General features: G+C 61.7%; 15 protein-coding genes and 1 tRNA gene. 1 reads left to right on the top strand and 15 read right to left on the bottom strand.

Annotation, left to right across the window (positions count from 1 at the left end; all coding sequences use genetic code 11):
• Positions 1–111: 111 nt before the first annotated feature.
• The 12 genes from BANAN_RS07230 to rpsF form a co-directional block, all read right to left on the bottom strand.
• Positions 112–2,757, bottom strand: a complete 2,646-nt coding sequence (locus BANAN_RS07230; protein ID WP_162178381.1) for a Spy0128 family protein — start codon at positions 2,755–2,757, stop codon at positions 112–114.
• 386 nt (positions 2,758–3,143) lie between these two features.
• On the bottom strand, positions 3,144–4,154 hold the full coding sequence (locus tag BANAN_RS07235) for a class C sortase (protein WP_014698251.1): 1,011 nt from the start codon (positions 4,152–4,154) through the stop codon (positions 3,144–3,146).
• 220 nt (positions 4,155–4,374) lie between these two features.
• Positions 4,375–5,220 carry a YggS family pyridoxal phosphate-dependent enzyme gene (locus BANAN_RS07240; protein WP_014698252.1) on the bottom strand — a complete coding sequence of 282 codons (846 nt, stop codon included), beginning with the start codon at positions 5,218–5,220 and terminating at the stop codon, positions 4,375–4,377.
• 160 nt (positions 5,221–5,380) lie between these two features.
• The gene (gene gluQRS, locus BANAN_RS07245; protein WP_014698253.1) at positions 5,381–6,466 is read right to left on the bottom strand and encodes a tRNA glutamyl-Q(34) synthetase GluQRS; all 1,086 of its coding nucleotides are present in this window, start codon (positions 6,464–6,466) and stop codon (positions 5,381–5,383) included.
• Between the two features lie 303 nt (positions 6,467–6,769).
• Positions 6,770–7,504, bottom strand: a complete 735-nt coding sequence (locus BANAN_RS07250; protein ID WP_014698254.1) for an MIP/aquaporin family protein — start codon at positions 7,502–7,504, stop codon at positions 6,770–6,772.
• Positions 7,505–7,659: 155 nt separating this feature from the next.
• Positions 7,660–8,019, bottom strand: a complete 360-nt coding sequence (locus BANAN_RS07255) for a hypothetical protein (RefSeq protein ID WP_014698255.1) — start codon at positions 8,017–8,019, stop codon at positions 7,660–7,662.
• Positions 8,020–8,611: 592 nt separating this feature from the next.
• Positions 8,612–8,685, bottom strand: a tRNA-Lys gene (locus tag BANAN_RS07260).
• 128 nt (positions 8,686–8,813) lie between these two features.
• Entirely contained in the window at positions 8,814–9,737 is a 924-nt protein-coding gene (locus BANAN_RS08670) for a zinc-ribbon domain-containing protein (RefSeq protein ID WP_237705802.1), read from the bottom strand.
• Between the two features lie 198 nt (positions 9,738–9,935).
• Positions 9,936–10,382 carry a 50S ribosomal protein L9 gene (gene rplI, locus BANAN_RS07275; protein WP_014698258.1) on the bottom strand — a complete coding sequence of 149 codons (447 nt, stop codon included), beginning with the start codon at positions 10,380–10,382 and terminating at the stop codon, positions 9,936–9,938.
• A gap of 20 nt (positions 10,383–10,402) precedes the next feature.
• The gene (gene rpsR, locus BANAN_RS07280; protein WP_004219092.1) at positions 10,403–10,651 is read right to left on the bottom strand and encodes a 30S ribosomal protein S18; all 249 of its coding nucleotides are present in this window, start codon (positions 10,649–10,651) and stop codon (positions 10,403–10,405) included.
• Between the two features lie 47 nt (positions 10,652–10,698).
• Complete coding sequence (locus BANAN_RS07285; protein ID WP_014698259.1) at positions 10,699–11,331, bottom strand: single-stranded DNA-binding protein; 633 nt, start codon at positions 11,329–11,331, stop codon at positions 10,699–10,701.
• A 37-nt stretch (positions 11,332–11,368) separates the two neighbouring features.
• Entirely contained in the window at positions 11,369–11,656 is a 288-nt protein-coding gene (gene rpsF / locus BANAN_RS07290) for a 30S ribosomal protein S6 (RefSeq protein WP_004219090.1), read from the bottom strand.
• Between the two features lie 194 nt (positions 11,657–11,850).
• Between rpsF and BANAN_RS07295 the strand changes: the two genes are divergently transcribed.
• Positions 11,851–12,864 carry a ribose-phosphate diphosphokinase gene (locus tag BANAN_RS07295; protein WP_004269239.1) on the top strand — a complete coding sequence of 338 codons (1,014 nt, stop codon included), beginning with the start codon at positions 11,851–11,853 and terminating at the stop codon, positions 12,862–12,864.
• 128 nt (positions 12,865–12,992) lie between these two features.
• Here the strand turns inward: BANAN_RS07295 and BANAN_RS07300 are convergent, their stop codons facing one another.
• From BANAN_RS07300 to BANAN_RS07310, 3 genes are all read right to left on the bottom strand, one after another.
• Positions 12,993–13,961: a ribokinase gene (locus BANAN_RS07300; RefSeq protein WP_014698260.1), complete on the bottom strand. Its 969-nt coding sequence runs from the start codon at positions 13,959–13,961 to the stop codon at positions 12,993–12,995.
• Between the two features lie 310 nt (positions 13,962–14,271).
• Positions 14,272–15,750 (bottom strand): MFS transporter, encoded by a 1,479-nt coding sequence (locus BANAN_RS07305; protein WP_014698261.1) that lies wholly within the window; start codon positions 15,748–15,750, stop codon positions 14,272–14,274.
• An 82-nt stretch (positions 15,751–15,832) separates the two neighbouring features.
• Positions 15,833–16,786: a nucleoside hydrolase gene (locus tag BANAN_RS07310; RefSeq protein ID WP_014698262.1), complete on the bottom strand. Its 954-nt coding sequence runs from the start codon at positions 16,784–16,786 to the stop codon at positions 15,833–15,835.
• Positions 16,787–16,832 lie beyond the last annotated feature (46 nt).

Here is a 16,832-nt window from a genome sequence, read left to right on the forward strand (position 1 = left end):
CACTGCATTGAGTCATTGCACTACATCTTGTCTCTTCAGTTGTCGCTTCGCCCGTGCGGGCGGAGGGGCCGCGGCCGAGGATGGGACCTCGGCCGCGGAAGGATATGGCGGTCAGATCAGGCGACGCTTGCGCCAGATGGCGGCTCCGCCCGCGGCTAGGAGCGCAAGGGCGCCCAGTCCGCCGCCGATGGCCAGCCAGAGCATCGGGGTCGCCCCGCCCTCACCGGTCAACGGCAGGTTGGACACCGCGACCCAGGTGTTGGTGAAGTCCACGATGGCCGGGGTGGCGGTCGCGATCCACTTGTTCTGCGTCGTGTCGTACTTGACGGTGACGGTCACAGTCTTCACGGACTTGTCATAGTTCCAGCCCGCCGGCGGATTGTCGGCGTCGTTCTCCTTGACCTGCAGCTTGTAGGTCGCGGTCTCGGTCTTGGAGGACGGAACCGCGAACTCGAGCGCGTCAGCGAACGTCGCTTCCTTCGGCTCACCGTTCGTGAACGGATCTGTGATCTGCAGCGTCGAGGACGTCTGACCCGTGTTCGGCCACTTCACGTCTCCGGCGTTGTCGTCGGTGGCGGTCATGGTGAAAGCGAAGTCCTGATCGGTGTCGGTGCCGTTCACGGTCTTCTTCACGCCGATGGTGTTGGCGTCAAGCGTGCCGATGGCGTTCTGGTTGACGAACGCCATCGGCATCTTGTTCGCCTGAGGATCGCCCGTGGTGTCGTTCGCCTCATCTCCGTGAGTCTGCTGAACGGCGACGGCAGCCTTCAAGCTACGAGACGCGGCATCACGCGTAACCGTGACGGTCACCTTATAGGCGGCATGCGAGTACTGGTAGGAGCCATCCCCCGCAGTCTCCGTCACCGTATAGGTGTATGTACCAATCTGCGAATAGATGATCTTGCCAAAGTTGCCGGTCTGTTCGTTGCCCGTCTTCGGCTTCGCAAGAGTGATTGCGGCTTCACCGTTCTGCGCGTTTTCCGGCATTGGGGCATCGCCGTCGGCCTTCAAGGTGAACTGGAACGTATCGTTCCCACCCCAGCCCTTGCTGCCTTCGACCGTCTTCTTCACCTGCAAGAAATTGTTCGTATCACCGATGGTCGCATCGGCGAAATCCGTCTCAATGACGGGGTGCAGGAAGTCGACCGGTTCATGTGGCTCACAACCCTGCGGCACGTTGTTGACGGTGGTGCATTCCTGGTAAGAGAAGGAAGCCTTCTTATTGGAGAAGAAGCCGCTGGTCGGGGTACCTTCGGTCGTCGAGTTATTCGGATACCTCCCGTTGGCGGCGTAATAATCAAACGCGGCTTGGGAAGGCTGAATACCGTACTGGACGGTGTAGGTGACGCCATTGCTCAGCACGAAGTCGTCAGCGAATGTGACGGTCAGGGTATTGTCTTTGAACGTGATGCTCTTGATCGAAGTAGGAGCGACCTCAGCGTTGGTATCACTACGAATGACTGTGACGCCTTCAATCACATTCCCCTCCGCATCCGTTTTGATGCCGACGGGCTCGACCCACTCCGAAATGGTGTCGGTGATGACGAGGCTGCTCGCGGCCTTATCGGTCGTGGTGGTGATGATCGTGGCCAGATCTTTGAACACCTGCGTCAGGCTGGCGATATTCGTCTTGGGAAATACGCGCACGGTCTGATCAACGGCCTTGACGGCATCCTCACGTGCAGTCAAAGCTTCCAGCGACGAAACCCATCCTTCCCAATGAGAGCTTTGAGCAGACGTGGTATAACCCGTTCTTGTGACGCATACTGGGATGATGATCCCCTTATATTCCGTACACGTAGCCGAAACGCTATCAACAGCCGGGTTCACTCGTGCATTATCCGTCATATCAACACCGACATTGAGGATGTTCCATCCAGCTCTGACCAGAGCCTGACCATGGGTGACCGAGTTATTGTAAACAGTGGGAGCATCGCCACCGAAGCCCTGAGTCTGCCCAGGATCGCCATCCGTCAGGAACACAACGTACTTCTGTGCTCCCTCACGTGCCGTCACGTTAGTCGCAGCAGCGAGACCATCATCCCACTGCGTGCCACCGTTAGCCCGAAGATCTTTAATCTTTTCATTGAAGGCGGTTTTTTGACTGTTGCTATAGGTGCCAAGATTATGGGCATCCGAAGCATAGGTAATAATCGTCGCCTGAGTATCCAGATTATCGGTGAACAAGGCATCGGAAAGACCATCCGTATCGGTAATGGCGTTCTTCATGGTCTGAAGTCGATTGTTGTCAGCCATGCTTCCCGAGGTGTCGAGTACGAGGACGACGTCGAGTTTCGGCTTCTTGCCAGTTTCGGTCACCGAAGAGGTCTTGCCGGTCACGCCCAGATTCAGCGTGTACTGGTTATCCTTCTTGGTGACGGTCTTGGAATGTTCGAGATCGCCAAGGCCTCCCGTAGTGTCGTTGGCGTCTCCGGCGGCCAGAACCGTCGGAGCATCCGCCGTCACAGCTTCAGGCTGCGCATCGGCTTCCGCCGCATCCATCGCCTCGGCTTCCGGCTGCGCATCCACGGTGGCGTCCTCGGTGGGCTGGGCCTCCGGGGTGGCTTCCACGGTGGTCGTGGCGTCTTTGGCCGGCTGCTGGTCGTCGGCGTAGGCGGACATGCTCACGCCGGCCATGCCGACGCTCATCGCGACGGCGCAAAACGTGGCGACGAGTTTGCGCACCGGCGTCCGGCCGTTCCTTTCTTCATCGGCTTGCGCGACATGGCGCGCAAGAAGGCGTTTTGGTCCCCTCATGAGTGTGTTCCCCTCCGAATCTCTCCAATTTGGCATAGAAAAATCGCTCTTTCCCCGAGCCTACAAGAGCGAAAATCGATTTTCTACACTCCAGAATAGGGAGCGATTTCACCCTCCATATACCGACAAGACTTTGCTTGAAGCCAAAGTCATACCCTCGAAGTATCCCCTTCATCGCACTGTGAATTTTTTGTGACGGAAAATACAAACATGCCCCCCCCCGCAAATCGAGCCCATCTGACCATGGTGTTCCCAACGACGCCAAGGGTCCTGTCGCATAATCCCACAATACGGACACGGCCCGCCGGGAATCCCCCGACGGGCCGTCATTATCCGCATCTTCGCGCGTGTAATTACCTATGCATTATTCCGCTTCCGCACGCGCATTATCTTGCGCTTGCATGCCGCATGCGCATCGGGCGTCCGCGTCGCTTCGAGGTCAGCGCGCACAGCAGCAGGCCGAGCAGCAGCGTCGCGATCGCGGCGAGGACACCCCATGTGCGCCCGTCATGCACCTCGGTCGGATTCGGCGCCGGGTAGGGGATCGAGACGCGGTGCCCGGAGACGAGCAGACGCTGCGTGTTCACGCCGTAGGGCGTGCACGTCATGAGCGTGACGCGGTCCTCGCCGGGCACGACGTGCAGCTGCGAGGTGTCGTCCGGGTCGATCACCGTGATGCGGTCGACCATGTACCCCAGCTTCTCCCCCATCACGTCGATATAGAAGTAGTCGCCGTCCTTCATCTCGTCGAGGCGCGTGAACATCGGCGCGGCCACGAGACCGCGGTGCCCCGTGATCACCGACAGCGTCGAATCGCCGCCCACCGGCAGGCTCGAGCCGTACAGATGCCCGGCGCCCGAGGCGAGCGCCTGTTCCGAGGTGCCGTGGTGGATCGGCAGGTCCACGCTGATCTTCGGGATGATGATCGAGCCCATGACGCCGCCGCCCGTGTCGAGCAGCGACTGGTACTCCTCGTCCTGGCTCGCGGCGGACGCGTCCTTGTCCGTGACGTGCGAGCTGCCGGCCACGCTCGCGAAGGGGTCGACGGCCTCGCCCAGGATCGGCTGGCCGCTCGCGGCGAGGCGCTCGTTGTACGCGTGGGCGTCCTTGAGGCGGTTCTCCGCCTGCGGGTAGGGCCAGCCGAGCACGCGCCGTTCGACCGCGCGGCTTTGCGAGGACAGGCCGCGCGCCGTGTTCCATTGGAGCACGAAAGGCGTGGCGCCGACGACGACGGCCGCGGTGATGAGCACGACCGTGAGCACGCGCATCGCGATCATGCGCCGGCGCAGCGAACGGCGCAGGCGCACGACGTCCTCGATGTCCGTCGCCTCCCGGAAGGTCGGCGGCGTCCACGGGCCCTGCGGCTCCTGCGTGATGGTCCTACGGTTCCTGCGCATGCTCGTCCTCACCCCGATGATTGCGGTCCCCATTGTCGTGTGCGACACGACGAAAAAACGTCCGCGGGGCGCGCAGATGGGCGACCCTCGCCATGGCGAGCTTACCAGCCGGGGGGCCGAGCGCAAGCGCTCCATCCCCTCGAGGGGATGGAATCCGCACGAAATCGCCATACGCCGCGACGCGCCCCCATCGCGCGCACGGGACGAGCCGGACGCGGGGTCAGACGAAGTCGCGCGGACCGAAGATCGCGGTGCCGATGCGCACGATCGTCGCGCCCTCGTCGATCGCGAGCGCCATGTCGCCGCTCATGCCCATCGACAGTTCGCGGCACGAGGCGGTGCCTTCGGCGCCGGAGTCGCGCACGCGGTCGCGCATGTCGCGCAGATGCGCGAAGCCGGCGCGGATGCGGCGTTCGTCGTCGACATGCGCGCCGACGGTCATGAGCCCCTGCAGTTCGAGCCCCTCGAGTGAGGCGAGTTCGAGGGCCAGTTCGAAGGCCTCGTCGGGCGCGCAGCCGGATTTCGTCTCCTCGCCGGATTCGTTGACCTCGAGGAGCACGCCGACGGCGCGTCCGCGCGCGGCAGCGCGGCGGGCGATCTTCTCTCCGAGGGCGAGCGCGTCGACGGATTCGATCGTGTTCACGTCGGGCAGCATCTTGCCGATCTTGTTGCTCTGCAGCTGGCCGATGAGATGCACGGGCAGGCGCGTGAGGGCCTCGGGGTCGTCGGTCTGCGCGAGGCTTTCGACGGTTTCGACGTCGCTCGCGCCGAGCACGACGCCGCGTTGGGCGCATGCGTAGCGCAGGCCGTCGATTTTGGCGACGATCTCCTGGGGGCGGTTCTCGCCGATCATGGGCACGCCGGCGTCGATCGCGGCCATGATCTCGCCCACGTCGCGCGTCTTCGTGGCGGCCAGAAGCGTGACGGATCCCTCCTGGCGTCCGCTCGCCGCCTCCTGGGCGGCGATGCGGTCGAGCACGCGGTGCACGTTGTCCGCGATGTCACGGGCGCGCCCCTCCTCGATCGTCTCGTTCGCCAGGTCCTTGTGGTCCATGTACGCGGTCATGACGGATCCCACCTTTCCACTTCCTCACCTATGGGCTTACGATACCGCACGGCGCGCCACGCGTCACATATGTCGCACGATGCGGCCCCACTCCATAGAAATCGGACGTATGAGCGACCGATTTCTATGCATTTCTATGCAGGAGAGGGAGGAACTCGGGCTAGAGGCGCAGGAGGAGGGAGGGCAGGTCGTCGGGCACGCGCACGTCGGCGCGGCCCTCGGACCGGTCGTCGTCCCCGACGCGGCCGCCGGCCCCGTCGATCCCGTCGGCGTCGCTCCGAGCGTCGGTCGCGTCGACGTGGGCGCGCACGGCGTCCCACGAGAAGAGCGCGAGCGCGTCGGCGGCCTCCATCGCCTGCGGATGGCCGGTCAGGCCGAGCGCCCAAGCGCAGTAGCCGATGATTTGCTCGGGGCGAACGCCTTGCGCGCGCAGCGCGCCCAGATCGGGCGCATGTTCGCGCTTGGCGAGACGCACGCCGGCGGCGTCGTCGAGGAGGGGCAGATGCGCATAGGCGGGGCGCGCGGCCGGGCGATTCCGGTCGGCGAGCCCCATGTCGAGCAGGAGGGCGCGCACGTGTTCCTGCAGCGCGGTCGAGCGCAGCAGGTCGCGGCCGCGCACGATGTCGTCCACGCCCATGAGCAGGTCGTCGACGGTGACGACGAACTGGTAGGCGAACAGCCCGTCGGAGCGGCGCATGACGACGTCGCCCAGGTCGGCGCCCAGGTCGAAGCGCCGTGGACCGTACACGCGGTCCGTGAAGGACACGAGGCCGTCGGGCGCGCCGGCGGGGGGCACGGCGAAACGCCACGAATGGCGGGCGCCGTCGGTCAGACGCCGGGCGACCCCGTCCGGGTCGGACCGCCCGAGCCGGCGGCATGCGCCGGGGTAGACGATGAAGCGGTCGCCCTCCTGCGGGGCGCTTGCGGCGCGGATCTCGGCGCGCGAGCAGAAGCACGGGTACAGCGGGCCCGCCGGCATGTCGCGCAGGCGCGCGAAGACCTCCTCGTACAGATCGAGCCGCTGCGACTGGCGGACGGGTTCACCGTCCCAGTCGAGGCCGAGCCACGCCAGGTCGTCCATGATCCAACGGTCCGCGTCCGGCACGGCGCGCGGGGCGTCGATGTCCTCGATGCGCAGCGCGATCGATTCGCCGGCGACGCGGGCGGACAGCCAGGCGGCGAGCATCGCGAACGCGTTGCCCATGTGCATGCGCCCCGAGGGGGTGGGCGCGAATCGACCGGTCATATACAGTCTTCCTTCGTCATGCGTGCGTCGTGTCGTGCTTACAGCAGGGCGCCCTCGAAGGTCGTCCACAGTTCGGAATCCAAGGGCCAGGGGTTGACCGTGCAGCCGTCAAGGAACATCGACTGCTCCTGCATGAGCGGGGCGGGGCGGCGCGGACCGCGGCACGCGGGTGGAACGGAGCGCGTCGCGGCGCGGGCGATCCGGTCGGCGCGGACGGCGGCCCGTCCGCTCCCCCGCCCCGAAACGCGACAATCCCCGGCGGGCGAGGCCGGGGATCGTCGGTCAATGGTCGACCGGCGTCGGTCAGATGGCGAACAGCACGTGGAAGAGCCAGCAGCCGATGATGCCGCCGATGATCGGCGCGACGACTGGGATCCACGCCTCGTTCCAACGGGAGGAACCCTTGTGCGGGATCGGCAGGATCGAATGCAGCACGCGCGGCATCAGGTCGCGGGCCGGGTTGAGGCCGGGGCCAGTCGGGCCGCCCATCGAGCAGACGAGGCCCCACACAATGAAGCCGACGACGATCGAGGCAGAGGCATAGTCCTGGCTGCCCCACTGCAGCTCAAGGCAGCACAGGGCGCCGAGCACGAGAATCATCGTGCCGAAGAACTCGTTGATGAAGTAATTGCGACGCGTGGCCTGGGCGTCGGTGGTGCAGAACGTGGCGAGAATCGACTCGGCGTTCTCGGTCTCCTTGTAATGCGGGTAATAGCAGACGTACACGATGAGCTGGCCCACCGCGGCGCCGAGAATCTGCGCGATGATGTACGGCAGCACATTCGCCCATGGGAACATGCCATTGACCGCCTGCGCGATCGTCATCGCCGGGTTGATGTGCGCACCGGAGACGCCACCGAACATGAGCACCGGGAACATGACGCCGAAGCCGTAGCCCATGGCGATGTTCAGCCAGCCTGCGTTGTGGCCCTTCGTGTTCTTGAGCTCGACGTTCGCTACTGCGCCGTTGCCGAAGATCATGAGCACAGCGGTGCCCACGAATTCGGCGGCCAATTTGGTAAACAGTGAGTATTCCACCGGGAAATCCTTGTCTTCTTCTCTTGATTCCCACGGCGTCTGGCAAACACGTTGTGTCGTGGGCGAATTCAGTGTACGTCCAGCACTGGTCGAACGGCATGAAAAAACGCGCGCATGTCCAGCGTGTGGAATGCGCGCGTTATGCGGAACGCTATTCAGTGCTCCTCGTTCGAGCGTGGGTCGCGAATCCAGCCCAATGAGACGAGAATCAGCACGCCCGCCAACAGCAGATCAGACAGGCTCGTCGCCGCATCCTGGGGCATCGAGCCCAACTCGAACAGACCCACGCGAGCCGCAATGAGCACCCATGCGAGCACATACACCACAATGGAGAGCGCCTTGAAGCCCTTCGCGCAGTACCGCAACACGTAGAAATATGCCGCAACCCACAATGCCAGAGCGCCCCACAGCACCCACAGCCACACCTTGTCCATCTCGGGCAGGCCAATCATCACGCCGCCCAGCGCGATCACACCCAGCGCGAAGATGATCCATTCAGCCGCATACCGCTTCATGCCACTCCTTACCGTAATGTTCCACCGCTGTAACTCATGCCCATGCTAGCGGTCCCACTGCCGCACACCTTGCATTGTTTCCCCGCATATGGCCACTGGATTCGCCGGTCGTGGCATGCCATCGTATCGCGCAGACCATCGCGGGCGACTTCCTTGTACGCTCGCATTTGCCGCAAAAACAAAAACTCGCGAATTCGCGAGCTTCATTCAGATTCTCATCGCACCTGAGGTGCGTCATTCACCTCAGTAGTCCAGATTCCCATGATCGTTGGAATCCTGCTGCGCACCCTGCGCAGTTTCCATCATCAGCTTGTCAAGGGCAGTCGTCGTGGACTCCCATCTGTTGAACATGGCGATCCTCCTTTCCTCAGCTCCGACTCATGCGAGATGCCGGTAATACGTCAGAACCTCACATTTTGTCTGTTCGTTTTTCCCTTCACAATATACCCACATATGCGAATATTTTCTGCCCACAGCAAGCACTATGTGGACACTGCGAATGGCGCCCGCCAACGACCCCAACCCATCGGGAGACGCACCGAACCGGCAGGAAAACGAAAGACCCCAGCCGAAGCTGGGGTTTTCATTGAGGTGCCCCCTCAGGGACTCGAACCCTGGACACTCTGATTAAGAGTCAGATGCTCTAACCAACTGAGCTAAAGGGGCTTGGTTGCTCGAACCAAGAGATAAATATACTCAGATTCACGGAAGATGCAAATCCCGGCGTGTCGCATTCTGCCGCCAACTGCCCAGTGCTTCCCGCTTGCGGCCATTCGGCGAGATAGAGTCGCCGGCTATTGCGCCAGGTGCACCGGAAGACAGTCCTCACTGCCGTATCCGTTGGCAGTGCACCAGCCTTTCGCGGCCTGTGCCGTGGCAAACGTCTCGCCGCTCAGCATGACGTAGTAATCCGAGGGGTGCCCCGAGCGCGAGTAGTTCGTGTAATCGGGACCCCATACGAGCAATGCATTCGGGCACTTTGCCTTGAGCTCACGGTATTGCCCGAGGATCGTCTCATACGTCCACGTTCTGCCCGCCGCCTGCAGGCCCGGCTTCTTGCTTGACAACTGGGTTGTGTACACGTTGAGCAGACCGGCCGCCTTCGCTTTGTCGGCCTCCACCTGTCGCTGCAGCTCGTCGTGCGCCTGTTGTTCGGCTGCAGATTCCCGCGGGCGTTCCTCATCTGCCGCACCGCCGATTTCGCCGCCGTCCATGGATTCACTCGGCGTCGGCTGCACTTCGCTCGTCGGTTGCTGCGCAGACGCATCCGGATGCAGCCTCGGCTGCGTCCTCCACGCCCACACACCGATTCCGGCCAGTATGGCCACAATCAGTACGATGGCGACGATGATCCACACATGCCTGCCGTTCCGTGTTGCTGTGGATGCGTGCGCTTGTCCGGCGCGAGGCACCGCCGGATCGTTGACCAACTCGCCAGCTGCCGCAGTCGCCGTCCTGGCCGGCACCCTCCTTCTCGCAGACTCTGCAGGAGGCAACGAAGGTGGCAACGCCGGACTGTTCATGTTCGTCATCAGCGGACGCTGTTGCGATTCCTGCATGCGGATCGGCTGCATCACTGCGGTCGTCGTCGCCTCGAACGCCACCGGTTGAATCCTGTGTTCCGTATGGGTGGACTGCGATTCCTGCACGGGCTTTCCGCACACCGGGCATACCGCATCATCCGCATTGAGCGGGCTACCGCAATGTGGGCACTGCACGGGGCCTTCTTTCTCTTATACCATCGCCGGAGCGCACGGAGAGACTCGCGGCGGAGACGACTTCATTGTACAGGGGAGGGCACAGGCATGGGCCATATACAAAGGCCCCTGCGACCGTGTACAGTCACAGGGGCCTTCAATGCTTAAGCTCAGACTGGTTGAGACCGACCGGAGCCGGTCATGAGTCTACGGGCCGGATTACTCAGCGACAACCTTCACGAAGAAGTTGGCGGAGATCTCCGGGTGCAGGGCCACGGTTGCCGGGAACTCACCGAGGGTTTGAATCTTCTCGACGGTGATGCTCTTCGGATCGACGGCGACCTTCTCGGCAAGCGCATTGGCAATCTGCTCGTTGGAGATGCCACCGAACAGCTTGCCGGACTCGGAAACCTTGGCAGGGATCTCGACGGCGGTGCCTTCGATGATCTGCTTGGCCTCAACGGCACCCTCACGGGTGGCGATGGCCTTGGCCAGGCGTGCGCGCTTCATGGCCTCGGCCTGAGCGGCGGCACCCTTGGTCCACGGGAAGGCATAGCCCTGAGGAATGAGGTAGTTGCGTGCGTAACCAGCCTTGACCTCGACGATGTCGCCGGCATGGCCCAGGTTATTCACGGACTTCTTGAGAATGATCTTGGTAGTAGCCATATCTATACTCTCCTCACAACTCAGCGGCCGTTGGTGGCGTATGGCAGCAGAGCCATTTCGCGAGCGTTCTTGATCGCGGTCGCAATCTTGCGCTGCTCCTGAACGGTGACGCCGGTAATACGACGGGAACGAATCTTGCCGCGATCGGAAATGAACTTGCGCAGCAGCGCAACGTCCTTGTAGTCGATCTCGGTGATCTTGGCGGCCTTGAGCGGATTCGGCTTCTTCTTGAACGGCTTGACCGGTGGCTGCGGCCTCTTGCGTGACATTCTTGTTGTCTCCTTACACATGGAAAATCGAAATACTTGGGTAGGCGTCAGAACTCGGGCTCGTCGGAGTCACCACCGAAATCGGAGGTGCCGAACGAACCGAAGGCGTTGGAGGAGCCGGAATCGTTCGACCATGGGTCGGAGACCGGCGCTGACGGGGCCTGCGGTGCAGGGGCGGACGCACCGCCCTGATACCCGCCACTGCCGCCGTTGAAGCCGCCACCGGAGTAGCCTGCGCCACCCTGGTAACCGCCGCCGTTGTTGCCGTAGCCGCCACCCTGCTGGCCGCCATTGAAGCCGGAGCTCGTCTGGCGGGTCACCTGGGCGGTCGCACGGGACAGCGCGGGGCCGATCTCGTCGACACGCAGTTCCACAACGCTGCGTTGGGAACCATCCTGTGCCTGGTACGAACGCTGGGTAAGGCGCCCCTGGGCAATCACTCGCATGCCCTTCGACAGCGAGTTCGCAATGTTCGTGGCCATCGACGTACGTGCCGAGTCCCAAGCCGAGCAGTTGAGGAACAATGTGTCGCCATCATCCCACTGGTTGGTGTTGCGGTTGAACGTACGCGTGGACGAAGCAATGGTGAAATTGACCACCGTCGAGCCATTGCCGACGGTGCGCAGTTCCGGGTCGCGGGTCAGGTTGCCCACGACGGTGATGATCGTTTCACCTGCCATAGCGTTCCTTCTTACCTATACGGATTTCGAAAACTTGTTACTTGCGAAGAATCTTCGTACGAACGATGGATTCGTTCAGGTTGAGAACACGGTCGAGCTCGTCGTTGGTAGCCGGCTCGCAGGAGTACGTCACGACGACGTAGTTGCCCTCGGTCTTGCCATCAATCTCGTAAGCGAGCTTGCGACGGCCCCAGATGTCGATGTTCTCGACGGAACCGCCTTCCTTGGTGACGATTTCCATGTGCTGATTGGTCAGCTTCTTGAGACCGTTCTCATCCAGTTCAGGATCGGCAATGAACATCAGTTCGTAATTGTGCGCAGACATCACCCACCTCCTTCGGACTTATCGGCCGCGGGACTTCCGCGACAGGAGTGTGTTTGCGTAAGCCGGCCGCGACATTCGCAGACGGCAACTTCTCAAATATACCTACGCGTTCGGACACGCGCACACATACATGCACATTGTTATATTGGAGAGTGCTCCGTTTTTGTGTTCGCAAGCAATGTGAAAGGCGAATGATGTCTGCTGTTCTTGAAGGCACCCCCGATAAACGCTTGGCTTTGGTGACGGGTCGTGCTTACCCGGAGCAAGCCACCGAGACCGCCCACTACCTCGGCACCGAGGTGCTTCCGACGACGGCCTACGACTTCGCGAACGGCGAGATGTACGTGCGCTACACGGAGCCGATCCGCGGCGCGGACGTGTTCATCATGCAGGCGCATACCCAACCGATCAACAAGTGGATCATGGAACAGCTCATCATGATCGATGCCGCCAAACGCGCGTCGGCACGCTCGATCACCGTCGTCGCCCCGTTCTTCGGCTATTCGCGGCAAGACAAGAAGCATCTCGGCCGCGAACCCATCACCGCCAAGCTCATGTTCACGCTCATGCGGGCAGCCGGCGCCGACCGCGTGATGACCGTCGACCTGCACGCGGCCCAGGAGCAGGGCTTCTTCAACGGTCCGGTCGACCACCTGACCGCCATGCCGATTCTGCTCGACTACATGCGCGACCGTCTGCCGCTTGACAATACGACGATCGTCTCGCCGGACGCGGGGCGCATCAAGGTCTCCGAGCAATGGGCCGCGAAACTCGGCGGCCTGCCGCTCGCCTTCATTCACAAGACCCGCGACACCACGCGACCGAACCATGCCGAGGCGCATGGCATCATCGGTGAGGTGAAGGACCGCGACTGCGTGGTGATCGACGATATGATCGACACGGCCGGCACGATCTGCGAGGCGGTGCGCACGCTGCACGACCACGGTGCGAAATCGGTGACGCTCGTCGCCACGCACGGCCTGCTCTCGGGCCCAGCCGTGGAGCGACTCAAGGACAGCGGCGTCAAGGAGATCGTGCTCACCGACACGGTGCCGATCCCCGAGGAGAAGCGCCTGCCCAACATGACGGTGCTGTCTGCGGCCCCATTGCTCGCCGCTGGAATCCGCTCCGTGTTCGAATCCCGTTCGGTGAGCAATCTGCTCAACGGACTTCCCGAAGACATGCACACGCGTCACATTTACGCCTGAAGGCCATCCCTCAATTCGCTTACAACTGTGTTGTGTGGAGACTGGGACGGCAGGGTCGAGGAACGTAAAGGGCGCTTGCGATCCAGTGACGATGCCCTGCCGTCCCAGTCTCCACACAACCCCCGGTATTAACGGAAGCGCTCACGAATCTGCGCGGCGGTGCCATAGGAGGCCTGCGCACCATAGCCGGTGGCCGCATATGCCGACACGTACGAAGCCAGTTGCGCGGACTCCTCCAAGCTCAGTCCGCTGGCCAACGAAGCCAGCACGGTGCCCATGAACGAATCGCCGCAGCCCGTGGTATCCACCGCATCCACACGCACCGGTGCAATGCGAATAATCGACGGTTCCACCGTGGAGTCGAACACCACCGAACCGTCACCGCCAAGCGTCACAATCGCCTGATCGAAACCGAACTTACTCAGCCGGCGCTGAGCTTGTGCCCAATCGAACGAATCCCAGTCGTCGTCTTCCGGCTCATTAATGTGCAGCAGCTGCACAAGCTCATGCTCATTGACCAGCAGAATGTCGGCATGCGCAATGAGTTCGGACGGCAGTGTCGCAATGAACGGCGAATCGTTGAGCAGCACCTTCATACCCGCCTCATGGCACATGGCCGCGCATGCGGTCACCGTCTCGAGCGGGCTTTCCAAACACAGTCCCAGCACGGAGGATGCGGTGAGCAACTCCCGCTGCGCATCGATGTATTCCACCGTCACATTCGCGTTGGATCCCGGCGAATACACAATGGTGTTCTCGCCGTGGGAATCCACAGTGATCACCGTCGTGCCGCTAGGGCCGAGCACCTTACGAATGCCATCGGTGTTCACTCCGGCAGATGCGAGCTGGGCCAGCAGGAAATCCGCATTCGAGTCGGAGCCCACTGCACCGAACATGCGCACGGTTGCGCCGAGCTTGGCGGCAGCGGCGGCCTGATTGCCGGATTTGCCGCCAGGCAGCACCTGCAGCGGGCCACCAGTCACGGTCTCCCCCGGCCCGGGGAGTCGCTCGGTAGTCACCGTGTAATCTGCGTTCATTGAGCCGACCACGGAAACGGAGCCGTGAATCTGCTCCAGTTTATCGAGAATCTGATTCATTGTGTTTCCTTCGCATACATGTTTGGTCGTTTGCTTACACGGCATCGAGGTGAACGACCAAAGTTCCAGCACAGTATGGTCGTTTGTGTTACGGAAGCCCAAGCGAACGACCAAAGTTTGCCAATATATGGTCGTTTTCTGTACGCCAATCGCAGTAAACAACCAAAGTTCCATGCAGTATGGTCGTTTTGCATACAGAGATTGCAGAGAACGACCATAATCTGCCGAAGTATGGTCGTCTGCTGCACAGACATGCAAGCAAACGACCATACTCACTGTTCAATGACACAGCGCGCGAATGGATGCCGTGTCACTTGGCGGGGTGAAGCACCTCTTCGACGTCCTCCGGCTGCTCCACTTCCTTCTGCACCTGCGCGGACTCACCGCGGTAGATGTGCTTGTGGAACACCAGGAACCAGACGAGACCGAGCACCACCACGCCGGCGGCGATGATCAGCAGATTCGAGTAGACCGCAGCCGGTCCGGTGGCACCGGTGAGGGAGCCGCCGGCGAGCGCCGTGCCGCCGAGCTGTGCGCCGAAGACGGCGATGCCGATGGAAGCAGTCACGTTCATCACCAGATCGTTCATGCCGACGCCGCGGCCGGATTCATCGACAGGCAGCGTATCGAGCACGGTGGAGACGACCGGCGAATACATGAGTCCGCAGCCCGCGTAGAAGATGCACGCGAACATCGTGAGCAAACCAAAGTTCGTGTTCACGCACAGCGCCGAACCGACGAAGCCGCAGATCATGAACAGCGAGGCGAGCACAATCGCCGTGGTACGCCCGATCTTGCCGACAATCCAGCCCGAGGTGGTGCCGAAGACGGCGGCCACAATGAACGCCCAGACGATGTACTGCGAGACCTGCGTGACGTCCATGTTGTAGAGGGTCGTGCCCATCGTGTTGAAGATAGGCGAGACGCAGTAGTTCGTGAAGTAGAACAGCACGATGAGCATGATTGCAGCGAGCCAACGCGTGTTCTTGAAGAACGCGGGCGTGATGAACGGGTCGCTCGCCTTGTTAATGTACACGGCGAACAGCACGAACAGCACGACGCACACCGCGAGCATCCACCAGTTGTTGTACGAGAAGAACAGCGAAAGGAAGGCCGAGGCGAGGCCGAAGATGGTGAAGCCGAGCCAGTCGACATGCTGGGAGCCGCCGCGGCGGTTCGGCAGCAGACGCAGCAGGAACGGCAGGAACACGATCGTCACCGCCGGAATGAGGAACAGGTACTGCCAGGCGATCGACGTGAGCAGGCCGGCCGCGAACACGCCGATGGCAGCGGAGACCTGATAGCCCGCGGTGAACAGGCCGAAGAAGATCACCTTGAGTTCCTTCTTGAGGTACTTCGTGGCGATGACGAGGTAGACGGACCCCGACACCTGCTCGCCTGCGGTCTGCAGGATGCGCGCGATGATGACGGTCCACAGATTCTTCGTGAAGAAGAAGTTCGCGATGAACCCGAATATCGAGCCCACGAACAACGTGACCAAGCCGAATACAATGAGCTTCTTCAGCGAGACGAAATCGCCGAGGGAACCGTAGATGAAGCAGACGATGCCGAGCACGATGCTCGGCAGGCTCGTGATCAGTGCGGCCTGCTCAGGGGCGCCGACGTCGGTGCCGATGTTCGTGAACACCAGATTGAAGCCCTGCAGGCACAAGGTGCCGAGAATGAACGTGATGAGCAGCAGAATCAAGGCGCGCACGGCCATCTTGTTCTGCTGTTCGAGGTCAACGGGATCTTCCTGCACAACCGCAGTGTTGTTTGAGGCAGTCATGATGTCTCTTTTCCAAAGATATGTGAGAATTCCGATTCGTGGTCTGCATGCAGACCGGGTGCAGATTGTCTTCTGCGTACAGCTATGCGTTCTTCGCGACGTTGGTGATGCGCGTCATGAATTCGTCGAGGAAGCGCGGGACGTCGACGTCGAGCGCTGCGCCCATCGTCTTGTGCGGGTCGTTGAGACGGTCCTCGTCGCCAATGGTGCGGCCGCGGGTCGGGCCTTCCACATCGACCTTCATATTGATCGGATGCACGGTGACCAGCGTCGGGTCGACGGCAACGCCAACCGCGAGCGGATCATGCAGGCCACAGCCTCCCAAGTGGGGCGCGGTGGTCTCGTACGCCTTGATGTAGAAGTCGGTCATGTCGGCGAGGAACGTACCGGCAGCATTGCCGAGGTCACGCCAGCGTTGCGTCTCCTTGTAGGTGAGCAGCGTCTGCAGCGTCACATCCAAACCGATCATCGTCGCATCCTTCGTATGACGGAACACATAGTCCGCCGCATCTGGGTCCTGCGAGATATTCGCTTCGGTCCAGGCATTCACATTGCCCGGCACAGTGAGCGCGCCGCCCATCAGCACGATCTTGCCGAGCTGCTCGGCGATTTCCGGAGCCTTGCGGAATGCGGCGGCGATGTTCGTCTGCGGACCGGTGGGAACGTACACCAGATCGTCACCGTAGGTCTTCACCGCGTCGATGATGAAATCGACGGCCGGCTCTGTTTCGGCATCACGCTTTGGATCGGGAATCACCGCGTCTCCAATGCCGTTCTCACCGTGAATGAATGCGGAAATGGGCAGCACCTCGAAGGAATCCTTCGTGCTGGCATGAGGCAGACCCTTGTATACAGGTACTTCGGGGTGACCGAGCAGTTCGGTGATGGCCAGCGCATTGCGTACGCCCTGCTCCATGAGCACATTGCCGTACGTGCCGGTGATGCCGATTAGTTCGACTTCCGGACTGCCGAGCGCATACGAAATCGCAAGCGCATCATCGACACCGGTGTCGAGATCAAGAATGAGCTTCTTCATGGGAACCTTCCTTCAATCCTCTTTGATTGCGACGCATACGCGCCAG

It is taken from the genome of Bifidobacterium animalis subsp. animalis ATCC 25527, from assembly GCF_000260715.1.
Classification (GTDB): Bacteria; Actinomycetota; Actinomycetes; order Actinomycetales; family Bifidobacteriaceae; genus Bifidobacterium; species Bifidobacterium animalis.

Bases quoted from the DNA above. Each gene is read 5' to 3' on its own strand.
- BANAN_RS07285 (WP_014698259.1), bottom strand. From the start codon at position 11,331: ATGGCAGGTGAAACGATCATCACCGTCGTGGGCAACCTGACCCGCGAC.
- BANAN_RS07230 (WP_162178381.1), bottom strand. From the start codon at position 2,757: ATGAGGGGACCAAAACGCCTTCTTGCGCGCCATGTCGCGCAAGCCGAT.
- BANAN_RS07305 (WP_014698261.1), bottom strand. From the start codon at position 15,750: ATGACTGCCTCAAACAACACTGCGGTTGTGCAGGAAGATCCCGTTGAC.
- BANAN_RS07295 (WP_004269239.1), top strand. From the start codon at position 11,851: ATGTCTGCTGTTCTTGAAGGCACCCCCGATAAACGCTTGGCTTTGGTG.
- BANAN_RS07235 (WP_014698251.1), bottom strand. From the start codon at position 4,154: ATGCGCAGGAACCGTAGGACCATCACGCAGGAGCCGCAGGGCCCGTGG.
- rpsR (WP_004219092.1), bottom strand. From the start codon at position 10,651: ATGTCACGCAAGAGGCCGCAGCCACCGGTCAAGCCGTTCAAGAAGAAG.
- BANAN_RS07310 (WP_014698262.1), bottom strand. From the start codon at position 16,786: ATGAAGAAGCTCATTCTTGATCTCGACACCGGTGTCGATGATGCGCTT.
- rplI (WP_014698258.1), bottom strand. From the start codon at position 10,382: ATGGCTACTACCAAGATCATTCTCAAGAAGTCCGTGAATAACCTGGGC.
- rpsF (WP_004219090.1), bottom strand. From the start codon at position 11,656: ATGTCTGCGCACAATTACGAACTGATGTTCATTGCCGATCCTGAACTG.
- BANAN_RS07240 (WP_014698252.1), bottom strand. From the start codon at position 5,220: ATGACCGCGTACATGGACCACAAGGACCTGGCGAACGAGACGATCGAG.
- BANAN_RS07255 (WP_014698255.1), bottom strand. From the start codon at position 8,019: ATGAAGCGGTATGCGGCTGAATGGATCATCTTCGCGCTGGGTGTGATC.
- BANAN_RS07300 (WP_014698260.1), bottom strand. From the start codon at position 13,961: ATGAATCAGATTCTCGATAAACTGGAGCAGATTCACGGCTCCGTTTCC.
- gluQRS (WP_014698253.1), bottom strand. From the start codon at position 6,466: ATGACCGGTCGATTCGCGCCCACCCCCTCGGGGCGCATGCACATGGGC.